The organism is Flagellimonas algicida, assembly GCF_049629585.1.
Lineage (GTDB): Bacteria > Bacteroidota > Bacteroidia > Flavobacteriales > Flavobacteriaceae > Flagellimonas.
On sequence record NZ_JBMYIX010000001.1, the window covers coordinates 639268 to 664709 of the forward strand.

21 protein-coding genes, 1 tRNA gene and 1 riboswitch are annotated in these 25442 nt (G+C 43.4%); of the genes, 15 read left to right on the plus strand and 7 right to left on the minus strand.

Annotated elements, in window-relative coordinates; all coding sequences use genetic code 11:
* Positions 1 to 42: 42 nt before the first annotated feature.
* The 4 genes from ACPD8L_RS02800 to bshB1 all read left to right on the plus strand — a co-directional run bounded on the left by ACPD8L_RS02800 (position 43) and on the right by bshB1 (position 6736).
* Positions 43 to 3210 carry a cytochrome c biogenesis protein gene (locus tag ACPD8L_RS02800; RefSeq protein ID WP_423941741.1) on the plus strand — a complete coding sequence of 1056 codons (3168 nt, stop codon included), beginning with the start codon at positions 43 to 45 and terminating at the stop codon, positions 3208 to 3210.
* Positions 3211 to 3384: 174 nt separating this feature from the next.
* Positions 3385 to 4800 (plus strand): MATE family efflux transporter, encoded by a 1416-nt coding sequence (locus tag ACPD8L_RS02805; RefSeq protein WP_293300249.1) that lies wholly within the window; start codon positions 3385 to 3387, stop codon positions 4798 to 4800.
* Positions 4801 to 4838: 38 nt separating this feature from the next.
* Entirely contained in the window at positions 4839 to 6005 is a 1167-nt protein-coding gene (locus tag ACPD8L_RS02810; RefSeq protein ID WP_423941743.1) for a trans-sulfuration enzyme family protein, read from the plus strand.
* 8 nt (positions 6006 to 6013) lie between these two features.
* A complete protein-coding gene (gene bshB1 / locus ACPD8L_RS02815; protein ID WP_293300253.1) occupies positions 6014 to 6736 on the plus strand; it encodes a bacillithiol biosynthesis deacetylase BshB1 in 723 nt (240 codons plus the stop codon).
* 6 nt (positions 6737 to 6742) lie between these two features.
* Here the strand turns inward: bshB1 and ACPD8L_RS02820 are convergent, their stop codons facing one another.
* Positions 6743 to 8833: a tetratricopeptide repeat-containing sensor histidine kinase gene (locus ACPD8L_RS02820; protein ID WP_423941745.1), complete on the minus strand. Its 2091-nt coding sequence runs from the start codon at positions 8831 to 8833 to the stop codon at positions 6743 to 6745.
* 274 nt (positions 8834 to 9107) lie between these two features.
* On the opposite strand from ACPD8L_RS02820, the gene ACPD8L_RS02825 reads away from it, so the two are divergent.
* Positions 9108 to 9183 (plus strand) — tRNA-His (locus ACPD8L_RS02825).
* 84 nt (positions 9184 to 9267) lie between these two features.
* On the opposite strand, the gene ACPD8L_RS02830 is transcribed toward ACPD8L_RS02825, so the two are convergent.
* The 5 genes from ACPD8L_RS02830 to ACPD8L_RS02850 all read right to left on the minus strand — a co-directional run bounded on the left by ACPD8L_RS02830 (position 9268) and on the right by ACPD8L_RS02850 (position 14851).
* The gene (locus ACPD8L_RS02830) at positions 9268 to 9759 is read right to left on the minus strand and encodes a PAS domain-containing protein (protein WP_421809273.1); all 492 of its coding nucleotides are present in this window, start codon (positions 9757 to 9759) and stop codon (positions 9268 to 9270) included.
* A gap of 24 nt (positions 9760 to 9783) precedes the next feature.
* Positions 9784 to 10167: an acyl-CoA thioesterase gene (locus ACPD8L_RS02835; protein WP_423941748.1), complete on the minus strand. Its 384-nt coding sequence runs from the start codon at positions 10165 to 10167 to the stop codon at positions 9784 to 9786.
* A complete protein-coding gene (locus tag ACPD8L_RS02840) occupies positions 10154 to 10411 on the minus strand; it encodes a cysteine-rich CWC family protein (RefSeq protein WP_423941749.1) in 258 nt (85 codons plus the stop codon). Before ACPD8L_RS02840 ends, ACPD8L_RS02835 begins: the two co-directional genes overlap by 14 nt.
* A gap of 36 nt (positions 10412 to 10447) precedes the next feature.
* Positions 10448 to 12769 carry a 5-methyltetrahydropteroyltriglutamate--homocysteine S-methyltransferase gene (gene metE, locus ACPD8L_RS02845; RefSeq protein WP_423941751.1) on the minus strand — a complete coding sequence of 774 codons (2322 nt, stop codon included), beginning with the start codon at positions 12767 to 12769 and terminating at the stop codon, positions 10448 to 10450.
* Positions 12770 to 12929: 160 nt separating this feature from the next.
* Positions 12930 to 13131, minus strand: a riboswitch (cobalamin riboswitch).
* A 154-nt stretch (positions 13132 to 13285) separates the two neighbouring features.
* Positions 13286 to 14851: a M28 family peptidase gene (locus tag ACPD8L_RS02850; protein WP_293300265.1), complete on the minus strand. Its 1566-nt coding sequence runs from the start codon at positions 14849 to 14851 to the stop codon at positions 13286 to 13288.
* 168 nt (positions 14852 to 15019) lie between these two features.
* Here ACPD8L_RS02850 and ACPD8L_RS02855 point away from each other — a divergent pair, with 168 nt between their 5' ends.
* Both ACPD8L_RS02855 and ACPD8L_RS02860 read left to right on the plus strand, forming a co-directional pair.
* Positions 15020 to 16276: an NAD(P)/FAD-dependent oxidoreductase gene (locus ACPD8L_RS02855; protein ID WP_423941753.1), complete on the plus strand. Its 1257-nt coding sequence runs from the start codon at positions 15020 to 15022 to the stop codon at positions 16274 to 16276.
* A gap of 83 nt (positions 16277 to 16359) precedes the next feature.
* A complete protein-coding gene (locus ACPD8L_RS02860; RefSeq protein WP_116218926.1) occupies positions 16360 to 17295 on the plus strand; it encodes a hypothetical protein in 936 nt (311 codons plus the stop codon).
* 3 nt (positions 17296 to 17298) lie between these two features.
* Here ACPD8L_RS02860 and ACPD8L_RS02865 read toward each other — a convergent pair whose 3' ends face one another.
* Positions 17299 to 17943 (minus strand): alpha/beta hydrolase, encoded by a 645-nt coding sequence (locus tag ACPD8L_RS02865; protein ID WP_116218925.1) that lies wholly within the window; start codon positions 17941 to 17943, stop codon positions 17299 to 17301.
* A 61-nt stretch (positions 17944 to 18004) separates the two neighbouring features.
* Here ACPD8L_RS02865 and ACPD8L_RS02870 point away from each other — a divergent pair, with 61 nt between their 5' ends.
* The 8 genes from ACPD8L_RS02870 (at position 18005) to ACPD8L_RS02905 (ending at position 25003) form a co-directional block, all read left to right on the plus strand.
* Positions 18005 to 18427, plus strand: a complete 423-nt coding sequence (locus ACPD8L_RS02870) for a PaaI family thioesterase (RefSeq protein ID WP_116218924.1) — start codon at positions 18005 to 18007, stop codon at positions 18425 to 18427.
* Entirely contained in the window at positions 18408 to 19469 is a 1062-nt protein-coding gene (locus ACPD8L_RS02875) for an isochorismate synthase (protein WP_423941755.1), read from the plus strand. Before ACPD8L_RS02870 ends, ACPD8L_RS02875 begins: the two co-directional genes overlap by 20 nt.
* A gap of 54 nt (positions 19470 to 19523) precedes the next feature.
* The gene (gene menD / locus ACPD8L_RS02880; protein WP_423941757.1) at positions 19524 to 21260 is read left to right on the plus strand and encodes a 2-succinyl-5-enolpyruvyl-6-hydroxy-3-cyclohexene-1-carboxylic-acid synthase; all 1737 of its coding nucleotides are present in this window, start codon (positions 19524 to 19526) and stop codon (positions 21258 to 21260) included.
* A 35-nt stretch (positions 21261 to 21295) separates the two neighbouring features.
* On the plus strand, positions 21296 to 21637 hold the full coding sequence (locus tag ACPD8L_RS02885) for a DUF2853 family protein (protein ID WP_116218922.1): 342 nt from the start codon (positions 21296 to 21298) through the stop codon (positions 21635 to 21637).
* Positions 21638 to 21711: 74 nt separating this feature from the next.
* Complete coding sequence (locus tag ACPD8L_RS02890; RefSeq protein ID WP_421809280.1) at positions 21712 to 22542, plus strand: CvfB family protein; 831 nt, start codon at positions 21712 to 21714, stop codon at positions 22540 to 22542.
* 161 nt (positions 22543 to 22703) lie between these two features.
* Positions 22704 to 23303 carry an SPOR domain-containing protein gene (locus ACPD8L_RS02895; RefSeq protein WP_116218920.1) on the plus strand — a complete coding sequence of 200 codons (600 nt, stop codon included), beginning with the start codon at positions 22704 to 22706 and terminating at the stop codon, positions 23301 to 23303.
* A 2-nt stretch (positions 23304 to 23305) separates the two neighbouring features.
* Entirely contained in the window at positions 23306 to 24214 is a 909-nt protein-coding gene (gene menA / locus ACPD8L_RS02900; RefSeq protein WP_421809281.1) for a 1,4-dihydroxy-2-naphthoate octaprenyltransferase, read from the plus strand.
* Between the two features lie 33 nt (positions 24215 to 24247).
* A complete protein-coding gene (locus tag ACPD8L_RS02905) occupies positions 24248 to 25003 on the plus strand; it encodes a LytR/AlgR family response regulator transcription factor (protein ID WP_116218918.1) in 756 nt (251 codons plus the stop codon).
* Positions 25004 to 25442 lie beyond the last annotated feature (439 nt).

Consider the following 25442-nt stretch of genomic DNA (forward strand, 5'->3'; position numbering starts at 1 on the left):
AAAGGCCGTATTTTTGCATGTTGAAAAGTACACCGCATTTACATGATCAACATTCTCAAGAAAACCCTCTTTTCCACCAGACTTATGGCCGTTCTTTTTTTGGTTTTTGCCACGGCAATGGCCATTGGCACCTTTGTGGAAAGTTGGTACAGCACGGAAACCGCACGCATTTACATTTACAACGCCACTTGGTTTGAAGCGATCATGGTCTTTTTTGTGATCAATTTTATCGGGAATATTTTCCGGTACCAGTTGTTGCAGTGGAAAAAATGGGCGGTACTTGTCCTGCACCTTTCTTGGATATTGATCATCTTGGGTGCATTTGTTACCCGATACATCAGTTATGAAGGGGTAATGCCCATTCGAGAGGGGGCCACGGAGAACAAAATGTTTTCGGACAAGACCTATTTGACTGCTTTTGTGGATGGCGATTTTAATGGGGAAACCCGACGCAAGGTACTTGAGGACAATCTGATCGTAACACCTGAAGGCCGTCGTTCCAGTCTTCCCTGGAAATCCGATTTCAACGGACAACCTTTTACTATTGAATATGTTGACTTTATTGCTGGTGCGGACGAAGGATTGGTTCCCAATGAAAACGGAAAGGAATATTTAAAGATTGTGGAAGCCGGGGATGGACAACGCCATGAGCATTATCTGGAAAATGGCCAGATTGCCAGCATACATAATGTGTTGTTTGCCCTGAACAAGGAGACGGAAGGAGCCATCAACATTTTTTACGATGGCAGTGATTATCAAATAAAGACCCCGTTCGAAGGAAACTTTATGCGGATGGCGGACCAATTCCAAGGTAATGTGGCGAACGACAGCCTGCAAGCCTTGCAGTTGCGTTCCCTCTATTCATTGGCGGGAATGCAGTTTGTAATTCCCGACCCCATAGTGAAGGGAAGCTACGGAGTGGTCAAGTTGCCTAAGGAGCAGGTAGATGAAAGCTCCAAGGACGCGTTGATCGTTTCCATTTCGGCCAATGGGGAAACCAAACAGGTGGAGTTGTTGGGTGCTAGGGGTTATGCCGATTTTTCGGACAAGATTACCGTAGGCGGATTGGACTTTTCATTGAGTTATGGTTCCAAGGTATATGAGCTTCCTTTTTCGATCAAACTCAATGATTTTATCGCGGAAAAGTATCCTGGAACCGAGACAGGCTATGCCTCGTTCATGAGCAAGGTAACGGTGCAGGATGAACGTCCGTTTGACTATGACATCTATATGAACCATATCTTGGACCATAGGGGCTATCGCTTTTTCCAATCCAGTTTCCATCCGGATGAAAAGGGTACCGTTCTGTCCGTTAACCACGATATGTGGGGAACTTGGATTACCTACATAGGCTATTTTTTATTGTATATAGGGTTGATGGGCATCATGTTTTTTGGAAAGACCCGCTTTAGGGATTTGCAACAGGCTATTGAAAAGGTAAAGGCCCAAAAAGCCGCACTTACGGCAATTGTGCTATTGTTCACTACTACTTTGGCTAATGCCCAAGAGGATACCACTGGTCATGAACATGCTGGATTGCCCACAAAGCAGCAGGTAGATTCCATCATTCATTCAGCGGTGGTTGCCGAGGAACATGCAGAAAAATTCGGGGCTCTGGTCATTCAGGATGAAGGGGGTAGAATGAAACCAGTTCATACGTTTGCCTCTGAGCTTTTACGTAAATTGAGTGGCAAGGACACCTATCAGGATTTAACGGCCAATCAGGTTTTTCTTTCCATGATGATGAACCCTGGGGTATGGTACAGCACAGAGTTCATAGAGCTAGCCAAACGTGAAAATGATAGTATCCGGGAAATTGTAGGGGTGCCAAAAGGCACGGAATATGTCAAGGCCACGGATTTCTTTGATGAAAAAGGCAGGTACAAGCTGCAACCGTATTTGGAGAAGGCCACATCGACCAACAATCCTTCAAATTTTGAAAAGGACTTTAAAAAAGTAGGCGAAAGACTCAGTTTGTTGGACATTGCTTTGAGTGGTAGGATAGTCAAGATTTTCCCCTTATTGGGAGATGAGAACAATAAGTGGGTTTCGGCTGTGGAGTACCGATCAGGTCAATACCAAATGCAGGATTCCCTGTATTCCAATTTTGTGCGGAATGCCATGCCCTATTACTTGGGTTCCTTGCAAGAAGCCATAGCTACGGGAGATTATTCCCAACCGGACAAATTGTTGGATGCTTTCAAACAGAATCAGAAAAACCATGGGGAGGAAATATTGCCTTCCGATAAAAAGATAAAGATTGAGATCATATACAACAAGCTGGATATCTTCAACCGATTGTACAGGTATTATGGATTGGTAGGGGGTCTCCTTTTCCTTATACTGATATTGAAAATCTTTAAGGAGCGGAAAATCTACGATGCATTGGCATACCTGCTCAAGGGGACCATTATCCTCATGTTTATATGGCATACGGCCGGACTGATCTTGCGTTGGTACATTTCGGGTCATGCACCTTGGAGTGATGCCTATGAAAGTATCCTCTACGTGGCTTGGGCCACCATGGGAATTGGCTTGGCCTTTGCCAAAAAGAGTGAGCTCACCATTGCGGCAAGTGCCTTTGTGACCTGTATGCTTTTGTTCATTGCACATCAAAGTTGGGTAGATCCGGCCATTTCAAATCTGGTGCCTGTTCTGGACAGCTATTGGCTTATGATCCACGTGGCCGTTATTGTGGGAAGCTATGGCCCACTTACCGTTGGGATGATTTTGGGGGTTGTGGCCCTTATCCTAATGATTTTGACCACTGAAAAGAACAAAAAACGAATGGACTTGAGCATTAAGGAGCTGACCATTATCAATGAGTTGGCCTTGACCGCTGGTCTGGTAATGCTCACCATTGGAAACTTTTTGGGAGGACAATGGGCCAATGAGAGTTGGGGACGGTATTGGGGTTGGGATCCCAAGGAAACCTGGGCCCTGATTTCCATAATGATCTATGCTTTTGTGCTCCATATGCGTTTGGTACCCGGTCTTCGGGGGAAATGGATCTATAATTTTGCCAGTATCCTTGCCTTTGCCAGTATCATGATGACTTATTTTGGAGTTAATTTTTACTTGGTGGGATTGCACAGTTATGCCAGTGGAGATCAAGTGATAACCCCCACTTTTATTTGGTATACCGTACTTGGGGTATTCATTTTGGGAGGGGTCAGTTTGTGGCGATATAAAGTGCACTACGCAAAATAATTTGCCCTTTATGGGATTTCACTTGAAAAAAAATTGCATATTTGCTTCATCATGAAGTTATAAGAATTATGTACGCTATAGATGTCATCTTTGGCTTTACGCCAAAAAAGTAACCGAAATACTTTTCGGTACCATTGACATTACTTCTTTTTTACACACATAATTCTTTTTAAAATGACACAATCTAATCATAGAAACTTTTCAGTAAAGAAATATCTTAACTATTTCTGGATTGCCGTATCCGGTAAGGAAACCGAATTTACAACCGGGAGCATCCGCAAGGCTATTTTTATGCTCTCCATCCCTATGATTTTGGAGATGTTGATGGAATCCATCTTTGCTTTGGTGGATATTGCCTACGTTTCCAAAGTAAGCGTAAACGCCGTGGCTACCATCGGATTGACCGAATCCGTCATCACCTTGGTATATGCCTTGGCCATTGGGTTGAGTATGGCCGCAACGGCGGTAGTGGCCCGTAGAATAGGGGAGAAAGACGTTGACGGGGCCAAGGTGGCTGCCGTTCAGGCTATAGGCTTGGGTGTTTTGGTTTCCCTTGTTTTGGGAGTGGTCGGAATCCTATATGCCAAGGAAATTTTGGCGCTCATGGGAGGAGAACCCGATTTAATTGCCGAAGGATACGGGTATACCAAACTTTTGATCGGGGGGAACATTACCATCATGCTTTTGTTCTTGATCAATGCCATTTTTAGGGGTGCCGGTAATGCCTCCATGGCCATGTGGACCTTGGTGCTTTCCAATGGACTCAACATTATTTTGGACCCCATTTTTATCTTTGGTTGGGGACCCATTCCCGAGTATGGGGTCATGGGAGCGGCCATAGCTACCAATATTGGGCGTGGTACGGCAGTCTTGTTTCAATTAGGAATCCTCTTCTTTGGATGGGGAAAGATCAAATTGGTACTTCAGGATTTGGTGTTGAACGTCAAGGTCATGGTGAATTTGATCAGGGTTTCCCTAGGAGGCATTGCCCAGTTTTTGATAGGTACTTCGAGTTGGGTATTCCTCATGCGGATTATGTCCGAGTTCGGTAGTGAGGTATTGGCCGGGTATACCATAGCCATTCGTGTGATGATGTTTACCCTTATGCCCTCATGGGGCATGAGCAATGCCGCAGCCACTTTGGTGGGACAGAATTTGGGCGCAAAGCAACCCGATCGGGCCGAAATATCCGTTTGGAAAACAGGAAAATATAATGCCTATTTTATGGGAGCTGTATCCTTGGTGTATCTCATTTTTGCTAAAAGCATCATTTCTTGGTTCAACGCAACACCCAGTGTGGTGGAAAATGGAGCGCTGTGTCTCCAGATCATTGCCTTGGGATATGTTTTCTATGCGTATGGTATGGTGGTCAGTCAGGCGTTCAATGGGGCGGGGGATACCAAAACCCCGACCAAGATCAACCTGATTTCTTTCTGGTTATTTCAATTGCCTTTGGCCTATGTGGCCGCTTTGGTTTTGGGATGGGGGGCCAAAGGAGTCTTTATTGCCATCACCTTGGCCGAAGTGCTATTGGCCATCATGGCCATGGTCTGGTTCAAAAAAGGAAAATGGAAGCAGGTTCAAGTATGATGGGTTTCGTATCTTTAACCTAATAAAGATATACCATCATGAATACCAAAAATAAAGGAGTCAATACCATTTGCACCCATAGTGGGCAATTGGACGATACAGTTTTTGGAGGTGCCGTGTCCCCATTGTACATGGCCACGTCCTATCCTTTTGATGATGTCGACCTAAAACGATACCCAAGATATTTCAACACGCCCAACCAAGAAGCGTTGTGCAAAAAGCTGGCGGCCTTGGAACATGCCGAGGCCGCTTTGATTTTTGGCAGTGGCATGGCCGCCATCAGCACGGCCTTGATGGCTTTTTTGAAGGCAGGCGACCATATTGTGCTGCAGCAGACCATGTATGGCGGCACCTATCACTTTGCGGTTACCCAGCTTAATAAGTATGGCATAGAATATTCCTTTACCAACGGATGGGCCGTAGAAGACTTTGAAAAGGAAATCAGACCCAATACCAAGGTGGTGTATTTGGAAACCCCTTCCAACCCGCTGCTTACCATTACGGATATCCAGGGAGTGGCCCAGTTGGCCCAATCCAAAGGATTGATCTCCATGATCGATAATACCTTTGCCAGCCCCATCAACCAAAACCCCATTGATTTTGGGGTGGATGTGGTGTTGCACAGTGCCACCAAGTATATGGGAGGGCATTCCGATATTTGCGCTGGTGTAGTGGCAGCTTCGCAAGCCCATATGGACCAAGTGTTCCAATCAGCCATTTGTTTTGGAGGTAATTTGAGCGATTATACGGTTTGGCTCTTGGAACGAAGTATCAAGACCATGGGAATCCGGGTGAAGGCGCAGAACGACAATGCTCTAAAAATGGCCAATTATTTGGAAAGCAATCCAGATGTGGAAAAAGTATATTATCCAGGACTGAAGAACCATCCTGATCATGAATTGGCCCAATCACAGATGAGCGGCTTTGGGGGAATGCTCTCCTTTGAGTTGCCCCATGTGGATATATCCCAATTCTTCAAACACCTTAAATTGATAAAACCGGTAATGAGTTTGGCTGGGGTGGAAAGTACGGTGATCTTGCCCGTGACTACCTCGCATGCTTTGATGAGCCCTGAAGATCGAGAGAAGCAGGGCATCAAGGATTGTTTGATCCGGTTCTCTTTGGGAATCGAGGATATTGATGACCTTATTGGAGATATTGAACAAGCCATTGCACAGGCCAAAACCATGACCATACCCGCATAACAAAACCTATGAAGTTAGATATTTTAGTTTTTGGGGCCCATCCGGATGATGCCGAACTGGGTGCCGGAGGAACCATAGCCAAAGAAGTTTCCCGTGGAAAAAAAGTAGGGATCATTGATTTGACCCGGGGTGAACTGGGAACCCGGGGTTCCGCAGAACTAAGGGACAAGGAAGCCGCCAAGGCTGCAAAAATTCTGGGCATTGCTGTTCGGGAGAATATGGAATTTGATGATGGCTTTTTTATGAACGATAGGGAGCACCAGATGGAAATCATCAAGATGATTCGGAAATATCGCCCGGAAATTGTGCTTTGCAATGCTGTGGACGATCGCCATATTGACCACCCCAAAGGGAGTAAATTGGTCAGTGATGCCTGCTTTTTAAGTGGGCTGGTGAAAATTGACACCCAAATGGATGGGGATGACGAATGGCAGGACCCTTGGCGTCCGAAGTTGGTATACCACTTCATCCAATGGAAGAATTTGGAACCGGATTTTGTGGTGGATGTTTCTGGTTTTATGGACAGGAAAGCTGAGGCGATCATGGCCTATGCCTCCCAGTTCTACGACCCAAACAGTGATGAGCCGGAAACCCCTATCAGCAGTAAGAACTTTACGGACAGTGTTATCTATAGGGCCAGGGATTTAGGAAGATTGGTGGGAGTACAGCACGCTGAAGGTTTCACAGTGGAACGCTATGCCGCTGTGGATAATTTGGACGCCCTTATTTAATTTGGATTAACTGGCCTGCTGATACCGTTTTTCAGCCTTTGGAACGGTGAAGAAGAACGAAGTGCCTTTGCGGGGAACACTTTCCACCCATATTTTCCCCTTGTTCTTCAGGATCATCTCCTTGCAGAGCGACAGCCCTAGACCGGTACCTCTTTCATTATTGGTACCATAGGTGGTGATATTGGAGGAGTCTTCGAATATCTTTTTCTGGATTTCTTGGTTCATTCCAATGCCAGTGTCCTTTACCGTTACTTGCCACATGCCCGACTTTTCCACTGCCTCAATGGTGATCAGACCATTGTCCGGGGTAAACTTGATGGCGTTGCTCAGAAGGTTTCGAATCACAATATCAATTTGGTTTTGATCGGCCCATATTTGGGGATTTTCCGGCAATTGGTTGATGATCTTGATGGATTTCCCAGAGGCTATCTCGGAAAGCAACTGTATGTTGGCGTTCACCAAGTTATCCAAAGAGACCCGTTTGGGTTTGGTAACTACTCCATTTAGCTGGGTCTGTCCCCATGATAACAGATTGTTCAAGGCAAAGGAGATGTTCTCAACATCAGCTTTAAGCTTTGGGATGAACGATACGAATTCATCTTTGTTCACTTCACCATCCGTGTACAATTTCAACAATCCATGTAATGCCCCAATAGGCCCCCTAAGATCGTGCCCGATAATGGAAAACAGTTTGGTCTTGGTCTTGTTCACCTCGTTCAACTGGCTTTCCCTCTCGGTTACGGCTTCAGTTTTTTCGTGAAGTTCCTTGTTCAGCTTTTTCTGGATTTTCTCACTACGGCGTATCACAAATGTAATCACACTGAGAATCAATAGGATGATTACCGTAAAGTAGATATAGTTCCGTTGCTTGGCCAAAGCGGCTTCATTGACCTCTATAAGTTGTTGTTTTTCCTGTTCGTACTGTATTTTGGTTTCCAAAAGGGAAAGGCTTTGTTTGTTCTTGTCCCGGAACAAGGAGTCGGAAAGTGCTTTGAAGCTTTCAAGATAATTAAGGGCAGCAACATGCTCTTCATTGTTTTTGTACACCTTGTAAAGCGTTTCGGAACAATCTATCTGCCCTTGCAACGATTGTATTTTTTTGGATATCTCAAGGCCCTCGTTCGCGTATTTCATGGAGAGGCTGTCCCTACCCAAGCCCAGGTACACCTTGGCCATACCGTTCATCAGGTTTATTTTTTCGCGATCGTCATCCAACTGTTGGTTGTGGAGCATGTTACTCTGGTCATACCAATATAGGGCCCACTGATATTTTTCCTGTTCCAGATATATGCTTCCCTTTACCTCATAGGCATAGGCCAACCAATCATATACTTTGTTTTTTTCAAACGTATTGATGCTCTTGTTGATGTTGAACATGGCCAAGTCAAAATCCTTGGCATCCTTGTAGAGTGAGGCCATATTGCTCGAGGTTTCGGCGTCTATGATATCATCACCCAGTTTTCGGTTGATTCGTTGTACCGTATCATAAAATATAAGGGCATTCTTATAATCTTTCTGGTCGGCATACAAGCTGGCTATATTTTCATTTAATATGGACAGCATTTTTTTGCAATCAATACGGCGGGCCACATCAATTCCTTTCAGATAAAGATTCAGGGCTTCGGCATAATTGCCTTCATAACTATAATCATGGGCCAGACCATTGATGATGTCCAATTCGGAAAGCTCATTCCCGGTTTCTTCAGTTAAGATAAGAGCCTCCTTAAATAGGGCCATAGATCTTTCACGATTACCCTGATCAGAATTGTAGTTGGCCATACCGCTTAACGCTTTTATGATCCCTCCGGTATACTCAATGTCGGTACTATATTTCAATACCCGCTTGGAAATGCTATGTAGGCTATCACTGTTGACAAAACGATATGAGAATGCAAGATCGGAAAGTAAGTTGATATGGGTAGTGTCCTTGGTATTGAACCGATTGGTGGATTGTAACCTTTTTAATTTATAGGAAAGACTATCTTTTTTGGTCAGTTGCGCGTGTGCCAATGAAGACATCAGAAGTACGCACCAAAGAATGGCAACTTTCCCAAGTTGGAATTGGAGTAGTGAAAGGTTGAATTTTTTATGGGGCATACTACGCTAATCTACCAAGTGTAAAAATACCTTTCCATACCTGTTGTAAGAAACTAAATGTTGTGAAAGGTCAAAAAATGTGTGTTTTATCCGCTTAAAAATGCATTTCATCGATATTTGTAGGAAATAGACTTCAATTTATATTGTGTTGACCTTATGTGATTTACTTAACAGAAAGTGGACACCTTTAAAAAAAGTTGATTTTGCTTAAGGGAAGTAGTAAAATCTTTTGGTTGAATCAATACAAAAAAGTATTTTTGCATCCGCTTTTAATGGTGGTTGTAGCTCAGCTGGTTAGAGCGCTGGATTGTGGTTCCAGAGGTCGCCGGTTCGAACCCGGTCTTCCACCCAATAGCCCAGAGCCTCTGTATTTTGCAGAGGCTTTTGTTTTTTGGGAAACTTATATTGAAAAAGGGGCTGGTGTACTTTTCCGATTAAGCGGCAGGTAATTCCTTTTCCAACGCCAAGAAGTTTGTCAGAATGTTGTTGCGATCATAAATGGGAATTATTTTGATATGGCATATATAGGTTTCCCCATTCTTACGGTAGTTTATAATAGAACCTTTATACCCATGCCTATGCTTTAACTGTTCCCGAATTTCCAGTTTAATGGTTTTTGAAGTTTTGGGTCCTTGAAGAAAATGAGGATTTTTTCCCAACGCAAAACTTTTGGAGTATCCCGTCATTTCTTGGAAACCGTTGCTTACCCAAACAATATTTTGATTGGATTTTGTAAGGACAAGCGCATCATATTCTTCTTCAATGATGGTTTCCCGTACCTTGGAAGCGATTTCACTTTTTAGAATTGACTGTAGTTGGGTGACGTCATTTTTTCTCCGTAGTCGCCCACATAATTTGTGGTAATGCTCCAAATACATGTCAAAACTAAGTAGGGGCGAAACATAGGTTTTATTTTCTTCCTTCATATTCCAATGGTTTAGTGGTGGGTTTTACAATACTGGAATAGGCTTTTTGTTTTCGTCCAACGCCACAAAGGTAAATAGGCCACTTATGGCCTTTTCACGGGTATTGGAGTACATTTCTTCCAGAAAAATATCTACTTGTACCTTTAGGCTAGTATTCCCGATCTTCACTACCGAGCCTATCAATTCTATGATGGTTCCTGAGGGGATGGAGGATTCAAAATCAATGCGGTCCGTACTCACCGTGACCATCTGTTTTCTGCTAAAGCGGGTTGCGGTAATAAAGGCCACCTCATCCATTAAGCTAAGGGCAGTACCTCCAAAAAGTCTATCGTAATGGTTCACCGTATTGGGAAATACCGCTTTGAATATGTTGGTTTTGGATTGCTCTATCCGTTCAGCTGTTGTCATGGTTTTTTCTGTAATAAATCCCCAGTATTTTTTTTAGGGATTGTTGGTGTTTTAAGTTCCTGTATTCGGCCTTTAGTGCTTTCATGCATTGGGCACAAAGACAATCGTCATATTTTAGATTAATGTATCCAGACTCTTCCTTATCGAGTTCAATAGTCGTACATTGACACAAGGTGATGGAACCCATTTTACATTCGAAACGGGTATTGCAGCGCGGGCAATTTTTTTCCTCGTGATGTGCCATATGGGTAAGGGGCCAATTTTCATTGGCCCCATTGTTTTAGTGCACTGGTTGTTTAATGGTATCTCTCATCTGTTGTGCGGCCGAAACCATGATTTTCAGAGCCTCCTTGGTCTCTTCCCAACCTCTTGTTTTCAATCCACAGTCTGGGTTTACCCATAGCTTGGAAGCGGGCAACACTTTTTCAGCTTTTTGTAAAAGCCCCAAAATCTCTTTGGAAGAAGGAACCCGTGGAGAATGGATGTCATACACCCCAGGCCCTATATCGTTGGGATAATCGAACTGATAAAAAGCATCCAACAGTTCCATTTGGGATCGGGAACACTCAATGGTGATCACATCGGCATCCATGTCCGCAATGCTCTGGATAATATCATTGAACTCGGAATAACACATATGTGTGTGGATCTGTGTGGAATCCTTTACACCACTTGTAGATAGCCGAAAGGCCCCTATGGCCCAATCCAGATAATGGTTCCAATCTTTTTTGCGCAAAGGCAATCCTTCGCGGATGGCAGGCTCATCTACTTGGATTATGTTGATGCCTTCTTTTTCCAGATCCAAGACTTCATCCAGAATGGCCAATGCAATTTGCTCACAGGTAGCGGATCGGGGCTGATCATCCCGAGCAAAAGACCATTGCAAAATGGTTACAGGTCCAGTCAACATTCCCTTTACAGGTTTGTTGGTCAATGATTGTGCAAATGAAGTCCAGAAAACCGTCATGGGATTTGGTCTGGAGACATCGCCATAAATAACAGGGGGTTTTACGCAGCGCGATCCGTAACTTTGGACCCATCCGTTTTGGGTGAACGTGAAGCCTTCCAGTTGTTCCCCGAAGTACTCCACCATATCGTTACGTTCAAATTCGCCATGCACGGGTACGTCCAGGCCAATTTCTTCTTGTAATGCTATTGCTTTTTCGGTCTCACTTTTTAGATATGCAACATATTGTTCCTCATTGATCACCCCCTTTTTAAACAATGACCTATTTTGTCTCACTTCCCTAGTTTGAGGGAAAGACCCAATGGTAGTGGTTGGAAAAAGAGGAAGCTTTAAATGTGATTCTTGCAGGACCTTCCTTTTCTCAAACGGGGATTGTCTATGGTAATCCTTTTCATCCAACTGTTCCAGACGTTGTTTCACTTTGGTTTTATGGATCAATGTGGAATTCTCCCTTTTTTTGATGGAAGCCAAATTCTCCTTGAAAAGAGGATGGGATCCATGATCAGGGATATGGGCCAGTGTCTTTAGACTTTGGAGTTCTTCCAATTTCTGTTTGGCGAAGGCCATCCAATCCTTTATTTCGTTGGAAAGCACTTTCTCGTTTTGTTCCAAGTCCAAATCATAAGGCACGTGCAACAACGAACAAGATGGAGATATAAAGATACGGTCCTCTCCTAATTGTTGTTTGGCTTGCTGAATATATTGCAATGAGGCTGCGAAGTCATTTTTCCAAATATTCCGCCCATCGACCACACCCAAAGAAAGAGAAATGTTTTCTCTGCGTTTATCGGACTTTAAAACCTGTTCCAGTTGATTGGGCCCTCTTTTCAAATCTAAGTGGAGTGCACATACCGGCAATGAAAGCACAGTATCAAGATTGTTCCCGTAATCCCCAAAATAACTGGCCAAATAGGTTTTTAGGTTTGGGAATTTTTCTGAAATCCTATGATATACATGGATAATGGCTTCTTGTTCCTCATGTGTAAGGTCTGTGGACAGTATAGGCTCATCAAATTGTACCCAGGTCGCTCCCGCTTCCGTCAATCTTTCCAAAATGGTAAAATATACAGGAAGAAGCTTGGACAATAAATCAAGCCTTTTAAAACCCTCTTCTTTTTCCTTCCCCAGTAGCAGATAGGTTACAGGACCCAAAAGCACAGGTTTCGTATGGATTCCAAGTGATTTGGCTTCATTGAATTCGTCAATGACTTTTGAGGATAGTAGTGCAAACTCTTGATCTTTGGTAAATTCAGGAACGATGTAGTGATAATTCGTATCGAACCATTTCGTCATTTCCATGGCAATGACATCCACGCCATCTTTTTGCAAGCCCCTCGCCATGGCAAAATAAAGATCCAATAAATTTTCATTGGATGCCTGGGCATTTTTGTAGCGCTCTGGAATGGCACCCACCATTAAAGTGGTGTCCAGAACCTGATCATAAAATGAAAAATCGTTGGAAGGGATAAGGTCGATTCCCTTTTCGTGTTGGAGCTTCCAGTTTTCTTTTCGGATGCTCTTTCCGGTCACGAGCAGTTCCTCCAAAGAAATCTTGCCCGACCAATACTTTTCGCAAGCCCTTTTCAGCTCACGGTGGGCACCAACTCTTGGGTAACCCAAATTGCTTGTCTTCATTGCTAAAGCTTTTATAAAATTGAACAATTAGATAAAAGCTCCTTAGCTCAACTTCGCAATGCCTTAAAACAAGAAGAACGCGTACGGAATTTGCCCGGGTTGATGGGAAAGTTCAAACGTTCGACCTGCCTTATACGCGAAGGCACCGTCAAAATCCCACAAAGTGGGAACGAAAAGGCAGGTATCCTGGCTCATCCGATTTTTACCGCCTTCTCATCTTTTTAGAAAGACAATGGCTCTAATGGCAAAAACATGCTATCCCAAAATGGGATCGGACTTACAGTTGCGCGTCAGCTCGTGATTTACACACGATTCCCTTTTAACTCCATTCTTCAATGAAGACCTTTATCGTTTTGATAAAGAAATTAAGTAAAGAACTTATTTGGTGTAAAAATATGGAATAATCACATCATTTGGCAAGTCTGGTGATATAAGAAATTTAAAAGCCTTATTTGTCGTTTGCTTGTAATGAAAAAGCCCTCATTTGGAGGGCTTTTCTGTATGATTCCTTGAATATTATTCAATGGGTTTGTCTACCAGAACCTTATTGGGCCTATTGGCTACTTCCCACGCCGTATGGAAAATAAGACGGCTTCGGTTCTCCAAAAGATCGTAGTTGATTTTGTCCGGGGTATCGCCCGGTCTGTGGTAATCCGCATGGGTTCCGTTGAAATAGAAAATTATGGGGATATTGTTTTTGGCAAAGTTGTAGTGATCACTTCGATAATAGAACCTATTGGGGTCGTTTTCATCGTTGTAAGTGTAATCAAACTCAATGTTGGTGTATTTCTTGTTTACCTCTTCTGATAAATTGTGGAGTTCCGTACTCAACTTGTCTGAACCGATGAGATACAAATAGTTTCTGTCCCCATCCCTGTTGGGGTCTATACGGCCGATCATGTCTATATTGAGGTCGGCCACGGTTTGGTGTAAAGGAAATATAGGGTCTACATCCGTATAGTATCTGGAACCCAACAGCCCTTTTTCCTCTCCGGTCACATGAAGAAATACAATGGACCGCTTTGGTCCATGGCCTTCATCGGCAGCTTGCTTAAAGGCTTGGGCTATTTCCAAAAGAGCAACGGTCCCAGAGCCGTCGTCATCCGCGCCGTTGTTGATTTCGCCATTGGCATTGACCCCAATATGGTCTAGATGCGATGAAATGATCACATATTCATCGGGCTTTTCGGACCCTTTCAATACCGCAACGACATTTTCTGAGTCAATCTTTTCGTTTCCACTTTCCACACTCAATTTTATGTCTACCGTGATTTTTTCCGGTGTGGCATTGGCATCAATATCCTTTTTAAGGTTGGTGGCGGATTTTTCGTTGAGCATGATCAAGAACACCTCGCTGTTGTCCCCGGCCAACTCCATTTTGCCACTACTATTGGTTTTTATAAAATTAAAATACCCTTGGTACCGAGGGTAGTTTAGGGAGTCATAATATAAAATTCCCCGGGCGCCCTTATCAATGGCCAGATTGGCCTTCTTTTCCATGCCATCGGACATATTGCCCCAGACCGATTTTTGATCGGTACCGGTCACTACATAGGTGCCATCTGTATTGGCTGGTTCCCCTGCTTTGATGAGAACTACTTTTCCATTTACATCCAGTCCGGTATAATCCGAATAGTTGCCGTCTTCGACCCCATAGCCTACATATATGATTTCATTATAATCACCTTGCGCCACCGTAAAGGTCACCACATCTTCCCCTAAGGGAAAAGTGGTGTTGTTTATGCTGATGCTACCTTGGGGCACACCGGCCACTTCAAGGGGAACTTTTTGAAAATAGTCGCCATCTACCTTGGCTGCTGGAATGTCCATGGCCTCATATTGGGCTTTCAGGTATTCCGCTGCTTTCTTTTGGCCGGGTTTTCCGGTTTCCCTCCCCTCGAACTCATCTGATGCATAGGTATATAAATGTTCCTTTAATTCATCTTGGGTAATGGTATGGGCATAGGTAATGGACAAATCCGGTCCTTGCTGGGTTGCTGTTGAGGCATTTTCTGAAACTGTTTTTTGGGAGGAGTTGCAGGCAAACATCAGGCCCAGGGCAAACAAGCAGATTTTTTTCATTGTGTGATAGGTTTTCAAAATTTACCAAAAGTACTTAAAAGATTACGAAAGAAATGATGGGCGCCTGATTAACTTTTTCAAGCCCTTTATGTATCTTGGCTCCCTATTTTAGAGCTTTGTGGTTAACCTAAAACAGGGCGATATTTTGCCTTGGAAATGATTCGAAGTATGGGTAAGAACAAGAACGTCATAGTGGTCGGTGGGGGCATTGTTGGACTTTCAACAGCCTATTTTTTGCAAAAGGAGGGACACCAGGTCACGGTTTTGGACAAGTCCGATATTACTTCCGGGGCCTCTTTTGTCAATGCAGGCTATTTAACGCCTAGCCACATTATTTCTTTGGCCTCCCCGGGAATGATTTCAAAGGGAATCAAGTATATGTTCAATTCTTCCAGTCCGTTTTATATGAAGCCCCGATTGGATATGGATTTCTTCAAATGGGCCTGGTATTTTAAAAAATCATCCACCAAGGACAAGGTGGAGCGGTCTATGCCTGTCATCAGGGACATTAACCTTATCAGTAGAAAGTTGTATGAGGACATGAAGGCTTCGGGTGACCTGGGTGATTTTCATTTGGGTGATAAAGGTCTGCTCATGATGTATCAGACCGATCAAGCAAGGGACCATGAATTGGAAGTAATGGAGAAAGCCAGTGCATTGGGGTTGGAAGGTAGACATTTGAACAAGTCCGAACTCCAGAAGATGGAACCCAATGTTGAACTGAATGCCGAAGGGGCCATTTTGTACGAATGCGACCGACATACCACTCCGCCCCAGATTATGAAAAGTATGGTGGATTTCCTTACCAAAGTAGGAGTGACCATTAAAAAGGACGAAGAGGTGGTAGACTTGAAGATTTTAGGAAATACCATTTCGGAAGTGGTCACCAATAAAGGAAGTTATGTAGCCGATGAAGTGGTTTTTGCGGCAGGTTCATGGACTTCTCTTCTTTCCAAAAAATTGAAAATAAAGCTTCCGTTGCAGGCGGGAAAAGGATATCGCATCAATGTGGAAGCACCCACCGGAATATCCATGCCCGCAATTTTAATGGAATCCAAAATGGCGGTCACGCCAATGAAAGGTTTTACCCGTTTTGCTGGGACCATGGAGTTTTCAGGAATCAATAGCATCATTCGTAAAGAAAGGGTGGAAGCCATTGCCAAGGGAGCAACACATTATTACAAAGGACTTACCATATCAGAAGAAGACAAGAACAATGCCCAGTGCGGTTTGCGTCCGGTTACCCCAGATGGCCTACCATATATTGGACGACCCAAAGGTTTTGATAATCTCATCATGGCCACAGGTCATGCCATGATGGGGTGGAGTTTGGGTCCTGCCACCGGTAAATTTGTGACAGAGCTGGTCTCTGGGGAAAAGCCATCTATGGACCTAAATGCGTTTCATCCCGATCGTAAGTTTTAAAGTCCATATTTTCTTTGGGTTAATTTAGGCACGGTATGTGCCATAAATTTTTTAGTTGCTCTTTTTAAAAGTAATTTTGTCCTATGATAAAAGACTACACCATACTTTCATTCTTTCTCTTTTTTCTGAATCTCAGTCTATATCCCCAAGAGGTTCGCATATTCCATGTGGGGGATTTTGACCTGAATGGGAAGGTAAAGTCGTGTCTGGTGATCACGGATTATGGCAGGGAATCTTTCGAGTTTAATGAAGAGGGGGTGTTGAAACGGACGGTGACCCAATACAACGATTCCGATCAAGATATTACCTATTATAAGTACGATGGTGGGGAATTGGTGGAAAAACGCATGGAAAGTTATAAGAACAATACGTTGGACGCATCTACCTCCATGGCCAATTTTTACACCATTGATACGGTGCCACAACGTAAAGTATTGGAAAAAATCGTTTCCTATGACAAACAGTTCTTGGAACAGCAGGTATACCAATACAATGAAGAGGGTAAGTTGGTACGGATCATTACTTCCAATGCCGAAGGAGTGGATGAGACCACTTTTGAATACACCCCATATAAAAATGAGATTACCGTAAGTACGTTTACCAATGGTATTTTGGAAAAATCCGTTCGCACGTCGGAACGGAAAACTAAAAAAGGGGTACAGGAAGTGATCCTTACCAAGGAGTATATAGATGGGGAACCCAACCGTGCCACTGAGGAAGTTTTTAGTCCAAACGGTAAACTGGTTACCAGCGAAGACTTTTTGTACAATGTAGCGGAAAAGGAATTTATCTCACAAGAGAAACGCTTTTATCATTATTCGGATGGAGTATTGGATAAGGTGGTGACCAAGACCGTGACCACGGAAGCTGTTGAGGAATACATATTTCAGTTTGATAACCACCAGGAAAAAAACTGGGTAAAGCAAATCATCACCCCAAACAACACCTACATCACCCGGGTGATTACCTATTACCCAGAGAAAGAAGAAACCCAACAGGGGCCCAATGACAAGAAATAGGGGTTAGACCAAACCCCGAATGAGTTTTGGTTTCACCTCATGACCACCTTTGAACATCAGAACTTCAGCCTTTCCTTGAAACAGGTCTTCAATTTTAACCTTTTCAGAAGCTAACCGTTCGGGGGTTATAAACTCGTCTTTATCCCCATAGATGAATTTTACCTGCGTTGTGTCCCGATCAAGGAAATCAAAGTCTTCTTTTTTGAGTTCGTTCGGAATTCCCCCGGCATATAAAACCAAGGCATGGCATTTCAGCTTTTTATGGACCAAGAAACGGGTGGCCACCGAAACCCCTTGGGAAAATCCAAAAAGAACAAGATTTATGTGGGAAGGTATCTGTTCTGCTTGGAGAACCGCATCTACATAATGGATGACATTTTCAATCTCCATGGAAGTATTCTCCTTGGTCAACCAACTGGCCCCAACATATTTATATTCGTTCTTGAGGTAATACTTGGAGGGGGCTTGGGGAACAATGATATAGTTTTCATCGGGGTCAAGACCTTCAAAATACTTCACAAAATATCGACTTAGATAGCCAATGCCGTGGAATACCAACCAAACATTTTTGGTTTTTTCTCCCAGTGAATTCTGCGTAAGATAGGTGTTTTTAGCGGTGTACGTTACCGTTTCTTCTTTGGGGAACATAAAGTGGATTGTAGGGGTACTATTGATTAAGCTTTGTGTAATTTTACAAAAAAATAGAACGATGGAAGCGCATAAAGCGAAAATTCTGTCCGTTTGCAACGACATTTGCAAGGGGACATTGATGGAAACCTTGGATATAGATTACATAGATGTGGGGGAGAATTTTTTACTTGCCCGTATGCCGGTAACTCCAAAAGTGCATCAACCCGATGGCGTTCTCCATGGAGGGGCCACCGTAGCATTGGCCGAGAGTGTGGGCAGTGCCGCTTCCTATGTTTTTTTGGATGGAAAAAAATTCTTTGTTCGAGGTATAGAAATTGCCGCCAACCATGTCAAGTCCATAAAGGAAGGCTATGTGTATGCACGTGCTTCCATGTTGCATAGGGGAAGGACCACCCAACTTTGGGAGATCAAGGTCACCGACGAAGAAGGGAAACTCATTTCCAACTGTAAACTTACCACCATTGCCCTACCCAGAGAATAAGGATTTTACAACCATTATGGAACAAGTGGACCTTTGGTTTCAAAAAGGTCTACCGTTCTGTATTTATCGGAAACCCCAGGAGGACCAAATAAAGGCAGTCTTTCAAACGGATGATCGCTTGCACCCGGTCGTGGATTTTACGGAAAGTGGATTTGTCTTTGCCCCGTTCCGTTTGGAGAATGGAGCGGTATTGCTCAAACCGGATGAGATGTATTTGTGTGGGCATACCAGTAGTGTTCGTCCTTCGATTGAAGAGATTTCCGTTACTGAAATAGGCAGGCAGGCCCATCTTGATTTGGTGCAAAAAGGAATTCAGGAAATCGCTGCAGGCCGATTGGGAAAAGTGGTCCTCTCCAGAAAATTGGAAAAGGAAACCGAGAAACCCATCACCGAAATTTTCGGGAAACTTTTGCTGTCGTACCCCAATGCGTTCTGCTATCTGTTTTCCCATCCTAAAGTAGGCACTTGGTGTGGTGCCACCCCAGAAACCTTGGTACAGATTCAAAACAAAACAATGCGCACCATGTCCTTGGCGGCCACCCTTCCGTTTGTTCAGGGAGAGACCCCAAACTGGGGCCAAAAGGAACTGGAGGAACAGCAAATGGTCTCGGATTACATTAAGGAACGTTTGACCCCTTCCATGGAAACCTTGGATGTAGAAGCTGCCAAATCTGTTAGGGCGGGAAACCTTTGGCATTTGCGGTCCGAAATCAAAGGTGTGTTGTCTCAAAATAGTTCCGTGCGGGAAATCATTTCCCTATTGCACCCTACACCTGCGGTTTGTGGCATCCCGACCCAAGCGGCCAAGACCTTTATCTTGGAAAATGAAGACTATCAGCGAACCTATTACACGGGATTTTTGGGCGAACTCAATCTCAATGTCAAGGCAGAAGTTTCTTTGTTTGTGAACTTGAGGTGTATGGAACTTCAGGGTAACACAGCTTCAATCTTCGTAGGTGGGGGGATAACACAGGCCTCTGACCCGGAACGGGAATGGATTGAGACCCAGAATAAAAGCAGGACCATGCTCAATATCCTGTAATTTGGCATGGCATAATTTAGGGCAATCCCATTTTCAGGTGTATTTTTGTACTCCATGATGTACTCAGATATCCCCTCGGCGCAGACATTGGTCTTACATTTTAAATCCCGAGGTATCAGAAATATTGTGATTTCCCCGGGTTCTAGAAATGCTCCCTTGACCTTGGGGTTCACCAAGTATCCATTTTTTAAGTGCTTTAGTATTGTGGATGAACGATGCGCTGCTTTTTTTGCCTTGGGCATGGCGCAGCAATTACAGGAACCGGTTGCCGTGGTCTGTACATCGGGCAGTGCGTTGTTGAATTATTACCCTGCCGTGGCCGAAGCGTTTTACAGTGATATTCCATTGATCGTGGTTTCGGCAGATCGTCCCAGCTATCGCATTGATATTGGTGACGGCCAGACCATCCGTCAAGAAAATGTATTGGAAAAGCACGTAGGGTACTCCGCCAATTTGAAGCAGGATGTTTCACATGCTGCTGCTTCCGTTTCCAAATGGGGAGGGGAACGCTCAAAAGAAAATCAAGAAGATATACAGGCCTATAACGAAGCCACTATCGGGAAAGCGCTGCAAACCGCACTCTTTGAAAAATCCCCGGTACATATCAACATTCCTTTTGAGGAACCTTTGTATGGGACGGTATCAGAGCCTACCATCCCCATTCCAGCGGATAAACAAAGAATGGAATTGGAAAAAGTCCAAATGGATTGGGACCGTTTCGCTTCGGTTTGGAAAACCAGTAAACGGAAAATGGTACTGGTGGGGGTAAACCAGCCCAATATTATGGAGAGGGGAGTGCTGGAAGCCTTGGCACAAGATGGCAACACCTTGGTATTCACCGAGACCACGTCCAATCTGCATCATCCAGATTTCTTTTCCAGTATTGACAGTATTATCGCCCCTATAGAAAAATCAGCCGATCGGGAAACCCTTTTTCAGGATTTGCAACCGGATTTGCTGGTCACTTTTGGTGGACTGATCGTTTCCAAAAAGATCAAGGCTTTTTTACGAAAGTATCAACCCAAGACCCATTGGCATGTGGATCCCAAAAAGGCATTTGATACGTTCTTTTGTCTGTCTGAGCATTTAAAGGTAGACCCCAACACTTTTTTCAAGGCTATACTTCCTGATGAAAGTACCCTTGGTGCCTACAAAACCAAATGGCTCAACGTAAAAGAAGGCTATGAAGAAAAGCGCAGGACGTATTTGGAACAAATTCCATTCACGGATTTTTCGGTTTTTAATGAGATTCTACGCGGTATACCCAAAGGGTATCAGGTGCATTTGGCCAATAGTTCCACCATACGGTATGCCCAATTGTTTCCCATGCACCCTTCACTGAAGGTATTCTGTAACCGGGGTACGAGTGGGATAGATGGAAGCACTTCCACGGCGGTGGGCGCCTCCATTTTTACAGAAGAGCCCACACTTTTGATTACGGGCGACCTGAGTTTTTTCTATGACAGCAATGCGTTGTGGAACGCTCACATGCGTCCAGATTTTAGAATTATCTTGATCAATAACTCAGGAGGGGGCATATTTAGGATTCTTCCCGGAAATGAGGATACGGGTGAGTTTTCTACCTTTTTCGAAACCCATCATGGCCATACGGCGGAACATTTGGCGAAAATGTATGGGTTTTCGTATCAAAAAGTGGATGATGAGGCACAGTTGAAGAACGGGTTGACCGGTTTTTATGATGCGTCTGGCAGTCCCAAGATCTTGGAGGTTAGCACCCCTCGATTGCTGAACGATAAAATTTTGCTTGGCTACTTCGATTTCATATCTTAGGGGAAGTATACATCATCAACATTAACCATTTAAAAATGAGCAAACGAGACGAACTCATCCAGAAGTACGCAGAGGAGATCAAAACAAAATTCGGAGAGGAACCCAATATGGACCTTTTGACCAAGGTAACCGTAGGATTGGGACCTTCCATTTATAATTTGGACGCTTCAAAAGTTTCCGGGTCCAATGAAAAGGAGATGGAAACGGTAAAAAACAATTTCCTGATCAAAAAGCTGGGACTTTCGGATGGTCCCGAATTGTCCGAAGCCATCAATACGGTCATAGATGCCTATGGTAGGTCGGATAAGAATAAATATCGTGCTGTGATTTATTATATGTTGGCCAAGCATTTCAAAAAGGAATCCATCTATACGTAAGAAAAGGCACCACAAGTAAAGCTGCTGAATGGGCAGCTTTTTTTATACCCATAATTTCAATCTACCTTTGCCACATGATTCAACTAGGCAATTATAACACCCTAAAGGTACTGCGAAGTACCAGCGTAGGCCTCTTTTTGGGAGATGATGAAGGAACCGAGATCCTTCTACCCAATAAATATGTCCCGGAAGATTTTAAGATAGACATGGACATGGAGGTGTTCTGTTATCTGGACAATCATGAACGCCCCATAGCCACTACATTGAAGCCGCTCATCATTAGAAATGGTTTTGCTTTTTTGGAAGTGGCTGAAGTAGGGGAGTTCGGGGCTTTTATAGACTGGGGCGTGGAGAAACACTTGTTGGTTCCGTTCAAGGAACAGACCGTTCGAATGGAAGAAGGGAGAAAGTATGTAGTACACTGTTATTTGGATGAAAAGACATTCCGCTTGACAGGTTCCAGCAAGGTGGACAAGTTTTTATCCAATGTGGAAGTGGCCTATGAGATAAACGATGAGGTGGATTTGCTAGTCTATAGACGAACCCCGTTGGGATGGGAGGTCATTGTGGATGAAAGGCACAAAGGACTCATTTTTGAAAGTGATGTTTTCCGGCCCATTTCTATTGGGGACGCTCTTAAAGGATATGTCAAAAATGTGAGGGCGGACAAAAAAATAGACCTGTCCCTTCAACCCATTGGGGCGAAAATGTTGGAGCCCACGGCCAAAATGATCTATGATAAGTTGGTGCAGAGCGATGGATTTCTGCCCTTGCATGATAAATCTTCTCCAGAAGAAATACAGCAGATGTTGCGCATGAGCAAAAAGGCTTTTAAAAAGGGGATAGGCATTCTGTACCGACAAAGAAAGATCAATCTTCAGGAGGATGGCATCCACTTGTTGTGAGTAAAATACCATAAAGGCCCAAATAGCAAGGATTTATAAGGGATTTTGATACCATTGGGTTTTTTTCTTTCAACAAAAACTTTACATTTGTAAGTGTGTAGATTAACTCATTGACAGTTATGTGCTTAGCAGAACTGTAGAACCCGTAACCTTTTAGCAATATGCCTTTTATTGAAGAAAGCGATTTGTTGGACCTTCATAAGGATATCGATAAGGCCCAGATTATCAACGAAAGACTTCTAGATCAGATAAAATATAAGAACAAGGATTTGCGGAAAATAAAGCTGCAACGGAACATTCTTATGGGTTTCGTTGGACTTTTTGTGATTGGCACCTTGGCCATCACATCCTTTACAGCAGGGTTGAGTAGCAAACAATCCTTTGAGAACCAAAACAATCTTTTGGTCAGTATTGACAGTCTGGATGCCATCAAGACCCGAATAGACAATCTTAAAAGCCAGAATGAGGAACTCAGCTTGGTCAAGGAATTTTACTTGGCCAAAGAATTCCTGAATAAGGAAACCATCTATTCCGTACAGGTAAAGTCGTTTGTGGACAACAATGTAACGCTTGCCTCAGAAGCATTGACCAATACACTTTTTGTAAAGACCAATCCATTTTATGCGTATTCACTAGGGAACTTTGAGACCTTGGATGAGGCGCAATCCTTCCGGAAACAATTGGTACAGATGGGCTTTCAGGATGCCTTTGTAGCCTCGTACCAAGACGGAAAACGAATTAAAATAGAAGATCCGTATTAATCTTGGGAAATTTTAAGGCCTGGGTACAGGCTGCTAGACTGCGCACCCTTCCGTTATCTCTATCCGGAATTATAATGGGTACCGCCTTGGCTACCAAACAAGGTGTTTTTAGTGGGACGATTTTTATTTTTGCACTGTTGACCACGGTCGGTTTTCAGGTGACCTCCAACTTTGCCAATGATTATGGCGACGGGGTAAAGGGAACCGATAATGAAGACCGGATAGGTCCGGCACGTGCCCTACAAAGTGGGTGGCTTACCCGTTCTGCGTTGAAGAAAGGAATCATCGTATCGATTGGGATTTCATTTTTGTTGGCCATTGGGTTAATCTACATTGCTTTTGGGTTGGATAATCTACCTTACATTCTATTGTTTTTAATACTTGGCATTCTCAGCATTTGGGCCGCATTGAAATATACCATGGGTTCCAATCCTTATGGGTATATGGGTTTGGGCGATGTGTTCGTGTTTTTGTTTTTTGGGCTCTTGGGCGTGTTGGGAAGCATGTTCCTCTATACAAAAAGCATCACTTGGACGTCATTGTTGCCCGCTATTGGTATAGGAACATTGTGTGTGGGAGTCCTTAATTTGAACAACTTGCGGGATGTGGTTTCCGATGGAAAGCACGGAAAAAATACCTTGGTCGTAAAAATGGGGTTTCAAAATGGAAAAAAATATCATTTCCTATTATTGGTATCTGCCCTTCTTAGCTTTATAACCTACATCCTTATTGAAAGATTGAGCATTGCGCAATCCTTTTTTATGATCGCTTTTGTGCCCATAGTGGTCCACTTGATAAAAGTCATGTCCACCCAAGTGCCAGGAGCCTTGGATAGTGAACTTAAAAAGTTGGCCCTCAGTACTTTTCTATTGTCCATACTCTTCTATGCGGCAGTAAATTATTTTTTGTAATTTTGAGATATAACCAGATAAACTTTAAGGAACGTGGAGCAACCGATTAAAATTTTGATTGTAGAGGACAACGTCATCATTGCGGATGATATGCAGTCCATGTTGGAAGAGATTGGTTATGAGATCGTGGACAATGTCATTGTTTACGAGCAGGCCGTGGAAGTATTGAAGAACAACCATGTTGACTTGGTTTTGATCGACATTATCTTGGCTTCTGACAAAACAGGGATAGACCTTGGAAAGCACATCCGCGATGCGTACAATATTCCATTCATTTTTGTGACCTCCAACTCGGATAGGGCCACGGTTGAAAATGCCAAAACGGTAAAACCGGATGGGTATTTGGTGAAGCCATTTGAGCAACAAGATTTGTATACTTCCATAGAAATTGCCCTTTCCAACTTTAACTATTCAAAAAAAGCGGAAATAAAGGAAACGGACAGTGAGGATGGAGATACCATCACATCCAACTCAGTGCTCAAAGACTCCATATTCGTAAAAAAGCAACATTTGTATTACCGAATCCAGTTCGGTGACATTCAATTTATCAAAGCGGACAACGTGTATTTGGAAGTGAACACGGTGGACAAGAAATTCTTGGTGCGCTCTCCCTTGAAGGATTATTTGGAAAAATTGCCCAAGAACAAATTCTACAGGGCGCACAAATCCTATATTGTGAATGTGGACCATATTGATGCCATCAACTCCAAGGATATTATGATCAATAACAACTTGATTCCCATTTCCAAGGATTTCAAAGAGTTCATCCTCTCCTCAATGAACAGTTGATTCTTGAGGAACAATAAGATATGATAAAGTGCCCGATCGGGCACTTTTTTTATGCCACAATCCCTTTTAAATACATGACCACAACTTTCACGGGGTTCACAACAAAATTTTCATGCTTCGGGAGGATGCCGGTATTTTAGCAATGTAATTGATTCAGAAAGTAATTTTTTCATTTTCATATAGTGTTCTCGTAAAAGGGTCTTGTTCAAATTGGCAAGGCCTTTTTTGGTTTGGTACATGGGCCAATACTCCGTAAAATCCATGAAATGCACAAAACATCGACAAAAGACACTTTCACATAACCAAAGGGTGGTTTCACAACAGAAATTTGGGGTTTCACAACATTGGTGGGCAAGTCTTTCCGTTTGGATTTAATTTTGGGGGTAAACTAGCGTTCTTTATATACCCCATACTTGCATTGCAAAGCTTTATTTTTTGC